Origin of the sequence: Hymenobacter sp. GOD-10R, from assembly GCF_035609205.1 — a bacterium.
Lineage (GTDB): Bacteria > Bacteroidota > Bacteroidia > Cytophagales > Hymenobacteraceae > Hymenobacter.
In genome coordinates, this window is sequence record NZ_CP141184.1 from 2,102,694 (window position 1) to 2,119,751 (window position 17,058).

Consider the following 17,058-nt stretch of genomic DNA (forward strand, 5'->3'; position numbering starts at 1 on the left):
ACTATGCAATCTTCGACGGTATCCGTGTGGCAGGAAACGGTGACTATCCCCACCTACGGGGTGGGCGAGCCCGACAAAAACCCCATGTTCTTCGAGAAGCGGGTGTACCAGGGCAGCAGCGGCGCGGTGTATCCGCACCCGGTCATCGACAAGATCTATGACGAGAAGCAAGACCGTGACTACGTGGGCTTGTTTCTGGAAAATAAGTATTTGAAAATCTTGATTCTACCCGAGCTAGGTGGCCGTGTGCAGATGGCCTACGATAAGCTCAAGCAGCGCCATTTTGTCTATTACAATCAAGTAATTAAACCGGCGCTAGTTGGACTAACAGGTCCTTGGATTTCGGGAGGGATTGAGTTCAACTGGCCTCAGCACCACCGCCCCAGCACGTTTGAGCCGGTGGATTTTCGGCTGGAACAACACGCCGACGGCAGCGCCACGGTCTGGGTAAACGAAGTGGAGCGCATGTTTCGCACCAAGGGCCTGACTGGCTTCACGCTGCACCCCGACCGTGCTTACCTGGAAATTAAGGCTCAGCTCTACAATCGTACCTCGCTGCCTCAAACGTTTTTGTGGTGGGCCAACCCGGCCGTGCACGTCAACGACGACTACCAGTCGGTGTTTCCGCCCGATGTGAACGCCGTATTCGACCACGGCAAGCGCGACGTGTCGACGTTCCCCATTGCCACGGGTACCTACTACAAGGTCGATTATGCGCCCGGTACCGACATCTCGCGCTACAAGAATATTCCGGTGCCTACGTCTTACATGGCCGTCAACTCCGACTACGACTTTGTGGGCGGCTACGAGCACGACACGCAGGCCGGACTGCTGCACGTGGCCGACCACCACGTGTCGCCGGGCAAGAAGCAGTGGACTTGGGGCCATGGCGATTTTGGCCGGGCCTGGGACCGTAACCTAACCGACGAGGATGGCCCCTACATCGAGTTAATGACGGGCATGTTCACGGATAATCAGCCAGATTTCAGCTGGCTAATGCCCTACGAGGAGAAGTCGTTTACGCAGTATTTCTTGCCCTACCAAACCTTGGGCGTGGTCAAAAATGCTACCAAGGATGTGCTGGTGAACGTGGAAGCGACCGGTCCTGATGCGGCTCAAGTGTTGGTGTATGTGACTTCCGCCCAGCCCAACTGCCGGGTGCAGCTGCTGGTAGCTGGTCAGCCGGTGCTAGATGAAACCCGCGACCTAGCTCCCGAACAAAGCTTTGCGCAGCAGGTGGCCCTACCTCCCAGCACAACCGAGCAGCAGTGGCTAGTGCTTATCCACGATGCTCAAGGGCGAGAACTGCTGCGCTACGCACCTGCCGCCAACAAGCAAAATGAGGTGCCCCAGCCCGCCAAACCAGCCCTGGAGCCGCAGGCGGTTGCCAGCACCGAGCAGCTATTCTTGACTGGCCAGCACCTGGAGCAGTACCGGCACGCCACGTACAGCCCCGTGCCCTATTATGAAGAAGCGCTCCGCCGTGACCCACAGGATGCGCGCAACAACAATGCGCTGGGAGCTTGGTATTTGCGTCGGGGGCAATTTGCCAAGAGTGAGCCTTATTTCCGGCAGGCCATTGCTACCCTCACGCAGCGTAACCCTAATCCTTACGACGGCGAGCCTTACTACAACCTAGGGCTTAGCCTGAAGCACCAAAATCGACCTGACGAAGCGTACACTGCTTTCTTTAAGGCGACATGGAACAGCGCCTGGCAAGACAGCGCCTACTTCGCGGTAGCCCAACTGGACGTTGCGCGAGAACATTATCAGCTAGCTCTAGAGCACGTCGGCTGGGCGCTGGACCGCAACGCCCGCAACAGCAAAGCGTACGTGGTGCAAGCCGCGGCCCAACGCCTGTTAGGCCAGCCTGCCGCGGCCTTGGTCACCTGCGCCGAAGCCCTGCGCCGCGACGGCTTCAACTTAGGCGCTCTGCTAGAGCAAGCGCTGGCGCACCGCGCAGCTGGCCGTGCCGCCGAAGCCGATGCTAGCCTCGCCCAACTGCAAACGCTGGCGCGCAACGAAGCGCACAACTACCTCGAATACGCCCTCGACTACGGCGCTATGGGCCGCTACCCCGAAGCCACTGAGCTCCTGACACTGGCCTTGCGCGCCGCTGCTCCCGATCCGCTGGTGGCGTACCACCTAGCCTATTTCAGCCAGCAAGTGGGGGACGAAGACGAGGCACGGGCGTACGCCCAACAAGGCGCGACTATCCCATTGGCCACACATTTTCCCAACCGGCTGGAAGATATTGCCGCCCTACAGCTCGCGACGACTCTTAACCCCGCCGATGCCTACGCGCCGTATCTGCTCGGCAACCTCTGGTACGATAAGCGCCAGTACGACGAGGCAATAGCCGCCTGGGAGGTGGCCGCCGCCCGCAACCCTACGTTTCCGACCGCCCTGCGCAACCTAGGTATCGCCTACTTCAACAAGCGCCAAGAGCCCGAAAAAGCGCTGGCGTACTTGGAAAAAGCCTTTGCCCTGGCTACCAATGATGCCCGCGTGCTCATGGAGCTAGCCCAGCTATATCGTCGGCTTAACTACGCACCCGCCGCTCAGTTGGCTTTGCTAGAAGCGCATCTGCCGGCGGTGGAGTTTCGCGACGACTTGTACCTGGAGCGAGTAGCCTTGTACAATCAGCTCGATCAGCCCGCCCGAGCGTATGAGCTGCTGATGGCTAGGCGCTTTCACCCATGGGAGGGTGGCGAGGGCAAGGTGTCGGGCGAATATGTACGTAGTCTACTCGCCCTAGCGAAGGCCGACCTGCATGCCGGGGAGCCGGCCACGGCCGTCGTCCGCCTCAGCCAGGCGCTGGCGCCCAGCTACCCTCACAACTTAGGTGAGGGCAAGCTACCCGGTGCGCCCGAAAATGAGCTGCACTATTGGCTTGGCTGCGCCTACGAGGCCCTAGGACAGCTCGAAGCTGCGCGCGGCGCTTGGCAGCAGGCCACCACTGGCAGCAGTACCCCCACGGCCGCGCTGTTCTACAACGACCCGCAACCCGACCAGATATTCTACCAGGGCTTAGCCTGGAGGCAGCTAGGCTCGCCCGAGCGAGAACAAGCCATTTTTAACAACCTGCTGCATTACGGTCAAGCGCACCTCAACGACGAAGTGAAGCTCGATTACTTTGCCGTGTCTCTGCCTGATTTATTGATATTTGAAGATGATCTAAGTCGGCGCAACGCCCTGCACTGTCGCTACCTTATCGGGTTAGGTTACCTAGGGCTAGGCCAACTAACGGAAGCCGAAGCTGCCTTGACAGCCGTGTTGCAGCAGGACAGCCGCCATGCTGGCGCCCATACTCACTTGCAGCTGCTGCGTCCATCAAATGCCCCTTCGCTGCCTGCTTAGCGCCGGGCTCCTTCCTGCCCGATGCCAGCTAGGATCTAGCTGCGCAAATAGTCTTTAATCCGTCCTTACCTCTTTCCAGCGCATGACACGTCCTTCCTATCCTTCTGTTTCTTTCGTCCGAGCTGGCAAAAACTTGATTCTGTTGCTAGTGTGGCTGGTGACGGTAGGAGTGGCCCGTGCCCAGAGAACGGGTAGCCTAGGTTCTCAACAGGACCGGCTCGACTTAGCAGGCGAGTGGCGGTTTGCGGTCGATTCGCTCGACCAAGGAACGAGTCAGCGCTGGTTTGCGCGGGATCTGGCAGATAAGATTACGCTGCCTGGCTCTATGACGACCAATGGCAAAGGCAACAACATCAGCTTGAAAACACCCTGGACCGGTCAGATTGTGGATTCGTCCTGGTTCTTTAAGCCAGAGTACGCAGCGTACCGACAGCCGGGCAATATTAAGGTACCCTTCTGGTTGCAGCCTGTGAAGTACTACAAGGGGGCGGCTTGGTACCAGAAAACCATCGACATTCCCGCTGCCTGGGCGGGCCGTCCTATCGAGCTGTATCTGGAGCGGGCGCACTGGGAAACCACCGTATGGTTTGATGATCAGCCTCTAGGCACCCAGAATAGCCTAGGTACTGCCCACGTGATAACCTTAGGTCGTACGGCTACGCCCGGCCGGCACCGACTCACCGTCCGGGTCGATAACCGGGTGAAGGACTTCAACGTGGGCCAGAATTCGCACAGCATTTCCGACCATACCCAGAGCAACTGGAATGGCCTAGTAGGGCAGCTGTACCTAACCGCTCGCCCGCGAGTGTACGTGGCTGACGCGCAGCTCTTTCCCAATATTCAGCGACAGCAGGTAGTCGTGCGCTTACGGCTTCGCAACACCACCAACACATCCGCTACAGCCACCCTCAGCCTACAAGCCACGTTGCTTGCGCCAAACGCCAAAGGGCTACCCGCTCTCACCAAAAAAGTACGCCTTAACCCGGATACCACGGCGCTGGAGCTAACGTACCCAATGGGTACCCAGCCGCAGCTATGGAGTGAGTTTACCCCAAACGTGTACCAGCTCACCGTAGGCCTCGACGCGGGCAAGGGCCAACAGGAAACGCAGCAGGTGCGCTTCGGCATGCGCGAATTCGGAGCGAAGGGAACCCAGTTCACCATCAATGGCTTGCCAACTTTCTTGCGGGGCACGCTGGAGTGCGCCATCTTCCCGAAGACCGGCTACCCGCCGACCGACGTAGCCGCTTGGCAACGCATCTTCACCATTTGTAAAGCGTATGGCCTCAACCACATACGCTTCCACTCCTGGTGCCCTCCTGAAGCGGCTTTCACGGCTGCCGACCAAGCGGGGATGTATTTGCAAATCGAATGCTCGTCGTGGGCCAATCAGGGAGCTACCGTGGGTGACGGTGCCCCGCTCGATGCCTACCTCTACGCCGAGAGCCGGCGCATGGTGCGCGCCTACGGCAACCATCCGTCCTTCTGCATGCTGACGTATGGCAACGAGCCGGCCGGCAAGCAGCACATTCCCTACCTCACCAAGTTTGTTAACTATTGGCAGGCCACCGATACGCGCCGCCTCTACACGTCCGCTTCGGGCTGGCCGGTCATTGCCGAAAGCAACTACAATGTCTCGCCTGATCCGCGCATTCAAGCCTGGGGCCAAGGCCTAAAAAGTATCATTAATGGTCAACCGCCCCGCACCGATTACGACTGGCGTACTACTATTACCAAGTGGCAGCATCCCACCGTGAGCCACGAAATTGGTCAGTGGTGCGTGTATCCCGATTTCAAGGAAATTGCCAAGTACGACGGGGTGTTGCAGGCTAAGAATTTCGAGATTTTCCGCGACCGGCTAGCTGCTAGCCACCTTTCTGCCTTAGCTGATAGCTTCCTGCTAGCCTCGGGCAAGCTGCAAGTTCTATGCTACAAGGCTGATATCGAAGCAGCGTTGCGTACGCCCGGCTTTAGCGGCTTTCAACTGCTCGACCTGCACGACTTCCCTGGGCAGGGCACGGCGCTAGTAGGGGTGTTAAGTCCTTTTTGGGAAGAAAAAGGTTACGTGACCGGCCCCGAATACCAACGCTTTTGCAACGCCACCGTACCGCTAGTGCGGTTTCCGAAGATGGTGTACCTCAACTCCGAAACGCTGGTCGTGCCCGTTGAAATTGCTCACTTTGGCCCCGCGCCCCTGCCGCACGTTACCCCCACCTGGGTTATCGAAGATGCTCAAGGCCAGCGGTTGTTCAGCGGCACGTTGCCAGCCCGCGACATTGCCGTGGGCAATGGACAAGTGTTAGGCGAAGTTCGGCAGGCGCTCGGCAGCCTTGTGCAGCCTCGTCAGCTGCGGCTCCGCGTGGCGGTAGGCACCTTCGAGAACTCCTGGGATTTCTTCGTGTACCCTAGCGTTTTACCCTCGGTCAGCAAGCAAATACTGGTAACGCAGCGGCTGGATAAGCAAGCATTGGATAAGCTCAAGAAGGGGGGGAGTGTGTTGCTCACGGCACCTAAAGGCACTATTCGACCCGAGGCGGGGGCTAACATTGCGCTGGGTTTTTCCAGCATCTTCTGGAACACCGCTTGGACTGGCGGACAGGCGCCCGTTACGCTCGGCATCCTCTGCAACCCCCGGCACCCTGCACTACGGGATTTTCCCACCGCCTACCACAGCAATTGGCAGTGGTGGGACGCCGTGAGCCACGCTAGCGCTATCCGGCTCGATTCGGTGGCTACGGATTTGCAACCCATTGTGCGCGTCATCGATGACTGGGTTACGGCGCAGTCTCTGGGACTAGTTTTCGAGTGCAAGGTGGGCCAAGGCAAGCTGCTATTCTCATCCATCGACCTGCTCAGCGACGCGGCCACTCGCCCCGAGGCTCGGCAGCTGCTTTCTAGTTTGGAGCAGTATATGGCCAGCCCTCGCTTTCAGCCGGCTACGCCGGTGGCGCCTCAGCGCATTGCTGGTTTGCTTAAGTAGTAAAAGGCGCTATTTGTCACAAGTCAGATTGCTCCGATTTATACTCAACAAGCTACCCGGCTCAGAAGGAGCTAAGGCACAGCTCGCTCCTGTGCCTTGCAGGACCAACGACTACACCTGCTCGATATCCATTTGTTGTAGCAGCCCATCCTGTAGGGTGTAGAGGTGCTTTACCGGGCCCTCAAAAACTACTTGCCCCTGCATATCCTTTACTAGTTGGTGCACTGCTACTTCTAGTCGTCCATCGGCCCGCTCGCTGATGCGCGTTGGCTCGACGTGTGGATCTAGTTCCTGCCACTGCCGCTGCCAATAGTCGCGCACTTCGGCGTGGCCCGTGGCGTAGTCGCCCTCCCAGGCTCTCGACCAACGCACTTGCGGATGAAGCGTCTCGAGGACCCTAGGAATGTCGCGCGCATTGAACGCTGCATATGCTTGTCGGATGAGGTTGTGAGGAGTGTCCATGAGTCAGAGTCGTTGAAGTATACCCCCTTAATCAAGTTTAGGCGCAACTATCACCAAAGTCAACCCTTAGTAGCTAGTGCTCCGTGCGGTAGCCGTCATGGCAACAGGGTGTTTGTAAGATCCAACTCCACCTTAACCTAGCACAGGGCAGAGAGTTTATCGCACCCGCACCCAGCTTTAGCTATTGGCGATAAGTGCAAATAAAACACCCACGTAAACGCATATAGAGCAGTTTCGAGGGAGGCCATACGCCACCCTCGAAACTGCTCTATATCAATAATTCAAACGCATTCGTGCTACTAATCCCTGGTACTTGAGCATGCCGCATCAAATGCTAGGTGCAACACCAACGCAGGTAGATCGTTCGCTGCGCCAGGCAGGCGCTTACTTCAACGGAGGGCCAACTGGGGCGGTGCTAATAGCTTCGGCGGGCGTTTCTGGTTCTTTCCCAGCCGGCAACACTTCGCCGCTGAGATCATAGATTTGCTGAATATCACGCAAGATATGTTCGAAATCGAGGTGCAGGTCCTTAAGTAGACCCGTCTGTAGGTCGAACACCCAGCCGTGTACCACCGGAAACTGGTTGAGCAGGTACTGCTGCTGTACCACAGCTGATTTGATCACGTTGATGCATTGCTCCTGCACGTTGAGCTCCACTAAGCGGTTGTAGCGAGCGGCCGTGTCGGCGATGGCATCTAGCTCGAGGTGGTGCAGGCGGTACACATCGCGAATATTGCGCAGCCACGGATTCAGAATGCCTAGGTCTTTGGCCTGCATGGCCGCCTTCACACCCCCGCAGCCGTAGTGCCCGCACACCACAATGTGCTTGACGCGCAGGTGGCGCACCGCATATTCCAGCACAGACAGGGCGTTCAAGTCATTGTTCACCACTAGGTTGGCAATGTTGCGGTGCACAAATACCTCACCGGGCGTGACGCCCATCAGGTCCTCGGCCGTTACGCGGCTGTCGCTACAGCCGATGTAGAGGTAATCGGGTGCTTGGTCGGCGGCTAGTTGAGTTAAAAAATCGGGCACAGTGGCCGACTTCTCAGCGACCCAGCGCTGGTTATTCTCAAAGATTTGCTGGTACGTAATCATAAGAAGCGAAGGAGGCTGCTGAAAAGGGAAAAAGTAATAATGCATCGTAGCCGGAAGGCTACCGGACAAGTTTACGCAATAACTGGGGTGGTACAAGCGCGAAAACAGAAAACTCCTGCCAAGGATTATCAGCTCATAGCGTCAGCTTCGCAGGTGCTATTCGACCGCGAAGCTGAAGCCTAGGTCGCCGGTATGACCTTTCTTATGGGCATCATTCGCTGGCTTTACCGCTGCTATTCGCCTGTCTAGGCTGCTTCTAGCAGTTGTATTATGAGTTACGAAAAGAATACTCGTTGCTACAGAAATATCCATTTGATTAAGAGTATTTTGCCGCCCAGTCTCTGCTGCTACTAGTTCCTTTATGGTATAGTCACGCTAGTGGTGTAACGACCCTTTTTATTGCCGGATAAATACTGTTAGGACCTAGACGGGGTCCGCGGCATTCGTTTTTTAACTCACTCACCTAATCAAAGCTGTTCCATGAAATTCATAACCGTGCTGGTGGTTTCTGTTGTGCTAATGGCTTTGCTCAGCTTGGCTCCACGCAAAGCGTACGTTCCGCAGATAGGCTTGGTGGCCCCACTTGAGCAGGACAGTCTGTTATACGCCGCTGGTTTTCGGATGCTAGGCGAAACTGTAAGCCGTATGGTTTCGCCGTCGCTATCGGAGCAGCAGTTCGAGCAAAATCTTGCCCGGATAAAGAAGGCGAAGTGCAAAGTATACCTCTGCAATATTCTCTTCACCGGTAAAATAAAAATTGCCGGACCTGCTGTGGATGAGGCCAGAGTAGTCGCCTACGTCGATAGTGTGCTTGCGAGGGCTCAACAGGCTAGCATCCCCTTTATCGTTTTAGGCAGCGGTGGTGCTCGCCGGATTCCAGAAGGCTATGATGCGCAGAAGGCGCAAGCCGATTTTGTGGTCTTGTGCCGCAAGTTGGCTGTTGCTGCCCAGAAGCACGGCGTCATGATTGCCATCGAAAACCTCAATGCCTCTGAGACGAACTTTCTAAACACGGTAAAATCAGCAGCGGCCGTGGTACGCGCTGTCAACCATCCCAATTTTAAACTAAACGCAGATATCTTTCATATGCTGCGCGAGGGCGAGTCGCCACAGAGCATTGTTGAGGCCAAGGACATCCTGGTTCACTGTGAAATTGCAGAGAAACAGAGCCGCTCTTTCCCCGGGGTGCAAGGAGAGGACTTTAAGCCGTACTTGAGAGCCTTGCGGAAGGCGAACTACAAAGGCAATATTTTTATCGAGGGTAACACTAGCAATCCGAGCACTGATATACCCACTTCCTTTGCTTACCTGACGAAGCAGATACAAGAAGTGTATGCCGAGAAATAGGTAGCTCATTGGTAGCGGGTTCAGGCAGATACACACGTAGGCCAAGCTGCTTTTACACACAGTAAGTTACCTAGCTAACCTTATAAGGTCTCATTGCTCGGAGTACTCACGTGAGGCGTTCTGGGCGAGCCACTCCGGGCGCAGTACCGCCATTACGAGTTTATCATGAAACGCATCTTGGCGGTAGCAGGCCTGCCGCAAGCGTCCTTCTAACTGAAAGCCGGCGCGCGCATAAGCCTTAAGGCCGCCCTGGTTGGGCTCAGATACGGTCAGCATAATACGATTGAGACCTAGCTCCTGAAAGCCTCGGGTGAGGACTTGGCGGGTAACCTCGGTGCCAATGCCTTGGCCCCAATAGTGCTTCTCCCCCAGCAAGATGAAGTACTCGCCCGACTGATTGCGCGTGGATATACCGCTGATTCCGGCGTAGCCAATCAGCTCCTGAGTAGCACCTAGGTACACCCCCAAATTTAAACTTTTAGTGTCTTGTAGGGTGGCCGCTAGCCACTGCTCTACCAGTGGTAGGGTAGTGAGTTCTTGGAAGAGAGACAAGGAGTAGCGAATAACTTCTGGATCACGCAGCCAACGGTAAAAAACAGGTGCCTGACTAGAGTGTAACGGGAGCAGCTGGATCATGAAAAAGATAAAGCAAGAGCGTGGCAACGTACGCAGGGAATTCTGGGAGCCCCTTCTTGCCTGCCCCAATGACACGCCGAGCCCGAGCGCTACCAAAAGCACACGTACTTACGTCACCTAATAACAGTCCTTCGGGCCTGATTACCTACCAAGCGCTTAAAGAGCTAGCCGATACCTTGCCGCAACCGCCATTTCTGCGCATACACAAGTCTTATATCGTCTCGCTTGATAAAATTCAGATGGTGGATGGCAACACACTCTACATTGCGGACAAGCAAGTCTCCATCCAGTGAGACCTACCGTGAACAGCTGTATCGCCTGATTCGGGAAAGATAAGTGGGTAGCTAATGCTGAATCAGATGGATGATCAAGCTAGGTTGTCTGATAAGGCCGATTTAGTCCGGCTTCAGCGGAGTCACCACCGTGCCTTGCGCCTGGGTGGCTTTCACAGGGGCACCATTGAGGGTGACTTTGTTGAATTTTACGTCGGGGTACTTGTTCGGAAAGTCGGCCGTTTCTGCCGTGGCTTCCACGTTTTTAAAGGTGATGTTCGACACTTTGTCGGTCGGGTTGCCATTCAACACAGCAAATTGCTTGCACTTCACCTTCACATTGGAAATGGTGATGTTACGGATCGTGCCAAAGGGTTTTTCCGTGCTGCCCGCCATGTTGAAGAACTGCGTCCAGGGCGAAAGCGTGACAATCGTGCCACAGCGCCCAGTTATATTCTCAACCGTAATGTTCTCGTAGAGTTGATACGTATCAGGACGCATCTTGAAGAGCAGCAGCGGCCGGTCATTATCTACCTTGCAGTTGCGCACCGTGATGCGGTTGGCATGAATACATTCGCTGCCGCAGGTCACGGCCGCGTGCACCTCTCCAAAGGTGCAGTTCTCCACCAGCACGTCTTCGATTGGCCCATTTTCCGGGAGCTGCTGGGCGTTAGGGCCTTTGCCACCCTTCATAACGATACCATCGTCGTTGACGGAGATGTAGCAATTGCGAATGGTGACTTTCTTACACACGTCGATATCTACGGCGTCGGTACTAGGGGCCTTCACCGGACGGAAAGGTGACCGGATATCACACCCATCGATAAGCACGTTATTGCACTGATATAAATGCGTGGTCCAGAAGCCGGAGTTGTGCAGCTTCACCTTCTCGATAGTCACGTTGTTAGAGCCCCAGATAAAGAGCAATCGGGGCCGATGCACCTCTAGGTTAGTGGACGATTTGCCGACTTTCTGCATAGAATCGCGGTGCGCCCAAAAGTTTTTCCAGAACCGCAGTCCATTGCCATCGATGGTGCCGGGCCCCGTGACCCGAAAGCCATTCACCTTATAGGCATTTACGAGGGCCGCATAATAATCCAAACTTTGGCCCTCCATCCGCGACGGAATCAGGGGGTAGTGCGCAATATTATCAGAGCCTTTGAGCTTGGCACCTTCCTGCAACCGCAGTTGGGTATTGGGCTTAAAAAACAGGGCGCCACTCAGAAATACTCCCTTCGGAATCACCACCGTGCCGCCGCCATCGGCGTTGGCTTTGTCGATGGTGCGCTGAATGGCTTCAGTACTAAGCTGGGTACTATCGGTGCCTGCGCCGAATTGGGTGATGATGTAGTCTTTGGGTGCGGCTTCTTTCGTAGAGAGAGTTTCCGGCGTGAAAGGCAGGGAGAGAGCAGTTAGCGCAATAGGGAGCAGCGCAAGAAGAACTTTCATAGGGTAGTAAAAGGATGCCTAGCACAAAGAAGCAGCGCCACCGCGGGAGTACTGTTCTGTAGTTACCTGATGCTGCGCTGAATCGCCTGCAGTCTCAAAACTTAGATCAGCACGTTGAGTGCCGTTGAAGTATAAGCGGATGCTATTAGCAAGCCTTCTATAAGTTAGGTAGCATTATAGGGATAGGAACAACGCACCCGTTTTGCCTTGCTTTAGCAGCAGTGAATCTAACCCGTGGTACCAACTTTCGCTTGGCTGCGGAAGCTTAAACTTTTTAGGCGGACAAGAAAGTTGTAACAGCACCTGAATACGTCAAGGTGAGCTCGTGCATGGCCCGCGTGCAGGCCACATAGAGCATACTTTTATCGACCTCCGTTTTGTAGTTGTGGGCGGACGCAAACGGCACAATGACCGCATCAAACTCCAGTCCCTTCGCCACGTGGGCGGTGGTGATAATGATTCCTTCTTGAAAGGACCTAGATTCCGAGGTGAGCAGATGAACATTGGGCGCTTGTAGCACTTCGTAGGCTCGCGCGGCTTGCCGCTGAGTTTTGCAGATGATGCCCAGCGAGTTATTCCCGGAGCGTTGGAAGGCTGTGATCAGCTCCTTAATTGCCTCTAGCTCCTCATTCTGGCTATTGTAATGTGCTACGATGGGCTCTGGGCCGTGCCTTTCCAGCGGAATGAGGTCGGGGTTTGGGGTGATCCGCTGCGCGAAAGCTGTAATCTCGACGGTAGAGCGGTAGCTGCGGTAAAGCTTGACCACATCAGCCTGCGGGAAGACGCGTTCGATCGTTTCGGCGGAGGAAGCGCTGTACGGGTTCACCGTCTGGCTTACGTCGCCTAGGATGGTTTTTCGGCACAGAAACAAGCGGGACAAGACCGCATATTGAACCGGCGTGTAATCCTGCATTTCATCCACCAACAAGTGCTTTACCTGATCGTAGGTGGTGATGCCTTCTAGGCGTAGACGCAAGTAAATCAGGGCAAATACATCCGCGTATTCCATCGTCATGGGGTGGTCGATCCTGAATAGCTCGGGTCGGCCAATCCAACGATAAAAGTCCCGGTAGAGGTCCAGCACCTGATGGAACTTGAACATGCGGGGAATAGCCTCTCCAATCGTTGCTTTCTCCTGCCCGGTAAGCTTGCGGCCAGCCGCGCCCCGCACATGAGCCCGGATATCTTCTGCCACCAGTGCAAACCGCTTTAGAATCGGCACCCGGTGATACGCCTTGAACCTCTCTAAAACCAACGAGCGGGGAACAACGGTTTTGCCGACCTTAATTTCACTAACCGTGAAGTAGTTGTTCTCTATATGAATAAGGTATTGATTCAGCTTGCTGAGAAAGTCGAACGATGACTTGAACCGGATACGCTCAATGAAAGCTAGGTCGTGCTTTTCTAACAGCGCCGATACTTGGTCGGAGAAGGTTTGGAATGTGTACCTGTTGTCGAGCAAGTCGGCTGCTAGCTCTTCCATACCCATCTCGGGAATGTGTTCTTCCCCGAGCTCAGGCAAGACGTTCGAGATATAATCTGCGAAAACCTTATTCGGCGAAATAATCAGTATGTCTTTGGCCGCAATAGACTCTCGGTACCGGTATAAAAGAAACGCAATTCGGTGCAAAGCAATGGACGTTTTGCCCGAGCCGGCTACGCCCTGAATGACCATCACCGGAGCCGTCTCGTTGCGAATCACCGCATTCTGGTCGCGCTGAATGGTCGCGACGATGTTTTTCATCTTGTCGTCGGAGGACTTCGCAAGTTCCCGCTGTAGCACGTCGTCGTGAATATTGACGCCGTTTTCGATCATGAACTCCATACGGCCGTCTCGGATCTTGTACTGCCGCTTTAGCTCGATGGTGCCCTGGATTGTGCCGGAGGGAGTGGTGTACGAGGCTTCCCCTAGCTCAAAGTCGTAGAACATGGAGGCAATCGGGGCGCGCCAATCGTAGATTAGGTTTAGGCGCTGCCGCTCGTCTAAGAAGGAATGCACGCCAATGTATACCGGCGACTTCACCTTCCCCGAGGTGACGAAATCAATGCGGCCAAAGTAAGGCGACTGACCTAGCTTGATGAGTTTTCGTTTGCGGGAAACGGCCGCCTCGCCCGTAAAGGCCATGCGGTTAATAGATTGGCCGGCGGCGACCATATCGGCATCGTCCATGCCCGATTGGTGCTCATGGATATACTGCTTTTTCTGCCGGAGCTCGTCGGAAAACTGCTTGACGGCGTCGTCTACCCGCCTAATAGCTAGCTCAAGTTTCTCCTTAATCTCCTCCAGATATTCTCTTTCTTCTGATTCCGTTGCGTTCATCACGTGCTACTCCTGAAAAATAGACCCCAAAGGTGGCATCAAATTCCGGTCGTTAGAAGAGCCTTGCTGCTTTTATTGAATGCATTGATTACTGGCATCAAAACAATAAGGATAGCGCGCTGATGAGCAGAGCTAGGGGAGAGTGACTCCTACTAGCTGGTTTGCCGTTATCAGGGCGCCGGGGTACCTAGGTAGCGCTGCGCCGGAAACCAGTGCTCACAGGAGCGGAGCCATTGATGGGCACCAATAAGCTCATCGAAAACAGCAGCTAAAGGAGTTTTCGTAAGCCCTACTGCCTGATCGGCATACAGACGGCACTCCAGCGAGGGCGACAGTACCCACGCTACATACTGCAACCCGGCTTCCGCCAACCGCGGCATCGCGTCGTACGCTATCCATTCAGAGAAATACCAGGTAGCAGCCAGAACGTTGGAGTTGTCATTCAGAATCTTGCGGCAAGGGGTCTGGTGCAAGCAACTCAAAATACGATCGATGCCGGCTTTGATCTGCGCATTGCTTAGCTCACCCTGCCAATCAGCATACAGCCATTGGTTTTCGTCGTCATATGAAATGACAAGTGAATCTGATTCGAGAAGGGTAGAAAGGCTCATTTCCGAAAGTGATAATACGTGCTGAGGAATAGTAGCCTGCCGAAATCTTCGCTGTTCTTAAACTGAACAGTCGCACTCTTTTCAAGCTGTAGACGTAACTGGTTGTGTTCGGTTCTATTGTGAAAAATGTTTTCTTGATTAAGGAGCGAAGCATTTCAGCCGAAAACTTACTTTTAGGCACCAACTATCCCAGCTTATAGTCCTCGGGTATTTGCTCGATACAGTCTGATCAAGTAGAGGAAATTTCGCTGGCCTAATAAGTACGTGCTATTTTGAGAAGTGCCGAGGAAATATAAGGATGAAAAGTTAGTTGTACATTTTCCTAAGCGTTAGCTAGCCTTACAGGAGATATCGGTAGGGCAACTACCCAAAGAGTGCAGGAGGGTTTGTGTGGCACAAGCCACTTACTTGGTAATCTGAAATCTGAACTTACAAGCCTTAGTGTGCCGCTGTTGATTGCTGCAGTAGCTACCAGCAGAGATAACCAAGAATCTGCCAGACCCTAGCTAACGTGTGCTGCTTGACGCATTGATACATTGTGCTCTGGTAGAATAAAAATGTTTGCAACATGCTGACACGCAGAGATTTTATTGCCGGGCTAGCTTTGGCACCAGTTGCCCGGGCCGTAGCCGGCTTTACAGGTAACCGGCTGCTAGACTTTCCGAAAAACAGCCTGTCCAAGTTCAGCAAGCATCTGCATCCTGTTGGGCGAGCGTTGGAAATGCCCGATTGGTACGTGTGGTGCAATAGTCCCATCTACGGCCCCGATGGAAAAGTGCATGTGTTCTTCTCGCGCTGGCCCGCTAAGCGTGGCATGGGAGGCTGGATCAACAGTTCCGAAATCGCACACGCCGTCGGCGACTCGCCTGAGGGTCCTTTTCAGTACCTCGAAACGGTGCTAGCGCCACGTGGCCCTGGCTTTTGGGATGCTACCACTTGCCATAATCCACATATTCAGTTCGTGGATGGCAAGTACTGCTTGTTCTTTATGGGCAACTCCAACGGCAAAACGGATACGAAGCGCATTGGCCTAGCTACGGCCGACTCGCTCAATGGCCCTTGGAAACGCCCCGACCAGCCCTTGCTGCTGCCAGGCGAAACAGGGGCCTGGGATGACCATTGCACAACCAATCCCGCCTTTGTCAAGCTCCCAAATGGACAATATTGGCTGTATTATAAATCTTGGAATACAGCCGACTACGTCAACTCGAAAGATCCGGTCATTCGAGGTAACCGCAAATATGGCCTTGCCATTGCAGATCAACTCGAAGGGCCGTACGTGAAGTACGCGGGCAATCCGGTAGTTGATTTCTCCAAACAGGGCAATAACAAGCAGTTTGAAGATGCCTACGTCTGGCGCCAGCACAACAAGTTTCACATGCTAGCCCGTGATATGGGTGTGTACAGCCAAGAGGTGGGACTGTACCTAGAATCGGAAGACGGCAAAAAATGGGATTATCCGCTGATTGCCTTTTTTCCTGTGCGCGATTACTTGCAGGAGCCACCTGCGCCCGCCAACCTAAAGCGATACGGCCGTTTGGAGCGCCCACAACTGTTGATGCGTAACGGAAAGCCCGAGTATATGTTCTGCGCCTCACAAGGTGGAAAAGCCATGACAGCTTCTTCGTTTATGTTCAGGATTAGCTGAACGGCAGACCCAACAATGTGCTCTGCTAACAGCAAAAATCTCAGCAACAGGAGAGTGCGGGAAGGATCAGCAAAGCCAATAGATCAGCTTTGTGCTATAAGAGATATCGCCAGGGTCTGTGCTAGGCGATGTGATGAACTATCAAAGATTACAATCTGTGATAAACAAACGTTTGCATTGCAAACGTTTTCATGAAAATCTCTTAAATTTATAGTCCGATTTCCTCGTTTCCAGACGTATGAAGCTCATTCCCGCCTTTTTAATTCTCGCGCTTACTTGGATTAGCTTACGTACGCAGCCAGCTACTTCAACCGCAACCGTAGCTAGAGTGCCAGCTTGGGAAAAGGGGGGAAATGCTGAAGTGACTTCGACGAATAAGGCGCTTTCCTCTGTAACCGGATACAAGGCTGTGAATGCTGGCAATACGCTCAATGTGCAAGCCGTTCAGACCGCCCTTCATGCTGCTTCGAAGAGAGGCGGCGCTGTGACGTTTGCCCTAGGTCAGTACCTCACGAGTCCGCTGTTTCTGCAGAAAGGCGTTAGGCAAGCTAGCTCTCTCCTGGAGAAACTGACGATAGGCGCTGTGACCATCACTAGTGCGACAGCAAGGGATTGGAGCTTCCATAATGTCAATATCAAAGCCGAAACTAAAGAACCCGTAGCTGTTCTGAATAGCACCCATGAGAAGCCATAGCGCACGTTGGTGCTAGCTCACCAGTAATGCCTAGCTACCTTCCTCAGAAGAAAGTCGACAGAATCATCTTTGCTATGTGCAAACATACCGCCTAGGTCCACCTGACCGGCACTCTACAGGAGAGTTTACTACGGTCCAAAAGCTAGCTTAGAACTATTCCACTCAGTCTTCCTCACGCTCA

12 protein-coding genes are annotated in these 17,058 nt (G+C 54.3%); 6 read left to right on the plus strand and 6 right to left on the minus strand.

Features of this window, described 5'->3' with window-relative positions; genetic code table 11:
• Window positions 1–3 precede the first annotated feature (3 nt).
• Window positions 4–3,360 (plus strand): DUF5107 domain-containing protein, encoded by a 3,357-nt coding sequence (locus SD425_RS08550; protein WP_324677447.1) that lies wholly within the window; start codon window positions 4–6, stop codon window positions 3,358–3,360.
• A gap of 82 nt (window positions 3,361–3,442) precedes the next feature.
• Window positions 3,443–6,340 carry a sugar-binding domain-containing protein gene (locus SD425_RS08555; protein WP_324677449.1) on the plus strand — a complete coding sequence of 966 codons (2,898 nt, stop codon included), beginning with the start codon at window positions 3,443–3,445 and terminating at the stop codon, window positions 6,338–6,340.
• 111 nt (window positions 6,341–6,451) lie between these two features.
• Here SD425_RS08555 and SD425_RS08560 read toward each other — a convergent pair whose 3' ends face one another.
• A complete protein-coding gene (locus SD425_RS08560) occupies window positions 6,452–6,802 on the minus strand; it encodes a nuclear transport factor 2 family protein (RefSeq protein WP_324677452.1) in 351 nt (116 codons plus the stop codon).
• Window positions 6,803–7,186: 384 nt separating this feature from the next.
• Window positions 7,187–7,900 carry a carbonic anhydrase gene (locus tag SD425_RS08565; RefSeq protein WP_324677454.1) on the minus strand — a complete coding sequence of 238 codons (714 nt, stop codon included), beginning with the start codon at window positions 7,898–7,900 and terminating at the stop codon, window positions 7,187–7,189.
• A 480-nt stretch (window positions 7,901–8,380) separates the two neighbouring features.
• Here SD425_RS08565 and SD425_RS08570 point away from each other — a divergent pair, with 480 nt between their 5' ends.
• Window positions 8,381–9,247 (plus strand): sugar phosphate isomerase/epimerase family protein, encoded by an 867-nt coding sequence (locus tag SD425_RS08570; RefSeq protein WP_324677456.1) that lies wholly within the window; start codon window positions 8,381–8,383, stop codon window positions 9,245–9,247.
• Window positions 9,248–9,337: 90 nt separating this feature from the next.
• Here SD425_RS08570 and SD425_RS08575 read toward each other — a convergent pair whose 3' ends face one another.
• Complete coding sequence (locus SD425_RS08575) at window positions 9,338–9,883, minus strand: GNAT family protein (RefSeq protein WP_324677458.1); 546 nt, start codon at window positions 9,881–9,883, stop codon at window positions 9,338–9,340.
• A gap of 68 nt (window positions 9,884–9,951) precedes the next feature.
• Here SD425_RS08575 and SD425_RS08580 point away from each other — a divergent pair, with 68 nt between their 5' ends.
• A complete protein-coding gene (locus SD425_RS08580) occupies window positions 9,952–10,176 on the plus strand; it encodes a LytTR family DNA-binding domain-containing protein (RefSeq protein WP_324677460.1) in 225 nt (74 codons plus the stop codon).
• A gap of 102 nt (window positions 10,177–10,278) precedes the next feature.
• Here SD425_RS08580 and SD425_RS08585 read toward each other — a convergent pair whose 3' ends face one another.
• From SD425_RS08585 to SD425_RS08595, 3 genes are all read right to left on the minus strand, one after another.
• Window positions 10,279–11,604 carry a glycoside hydrolase family 28 protein gene (locus tag SD425_RS08585; protein WP_324677462.1) on the minus strand — a complete coding sequence of 442 codons (1,326 nt, stop codon included), beginning with the start codon at window positions 11,602–11,604 and terminating at the stop codon, window positions 10,279–10,281.
• A gap of 274 nt (window positions 11,605–11,878) precedes the next feature.
• The gene (locus SD425_RS08590; protein ID WP_324679511.1) at window positions 11,879–13,924 is read right to left on the minus strand and encodes a HelD family protein; all 2,046 of its coding nucleotides are present in this window, start codon (window positions 13,922–13,924) and stop codon (window positions 11,879–11,881) included.
• A gap of 170 nt (window positions 13,925–14,094) precedes the next feature.
• Complete coding sequence (locus tag SD425_RS08595) at window positions 14,095–14,535, minus strand: hypothetical protein (RefSeq protein ID WP_324677464.1); 441 nt, start codon at window positions 14,533–14,535, stop codon at window positions 14,095–14,097.
• Between the two features lie 568 nt (window positions 14,536–15,103).
• On the opposite strand from SD425_RS08595, the gene SD425_RS08600 reads away from it, so the two are divergent.
• A complete protein-coding gene (locus tag SD425_RS08600) occupies window positions 15,104–16,183 on the plus strand; it encodes a glycoside hydrolase family protein (protein WP_324677466.1) in 1,080 nt (359 codons plus the stop codon).
• A gap of 238 nt (window positions 16,184–16,421) precedes the next feature.
• The gene (locus tag SD425_RS08605; RefSeq protein WP_324677468.1) at window positions 16,422–16,877 is read left to right on the plus strand and encodes a hypothetical protein; all 456 of its coding nucleotides are present in this window, start codon (window positions 16,422–16,424) and stop codon (window positions 16,875–16,877) included.
• The last annotated feature ends 181 nt before the right edge of the window (window positions 16,878–17,058 follow it).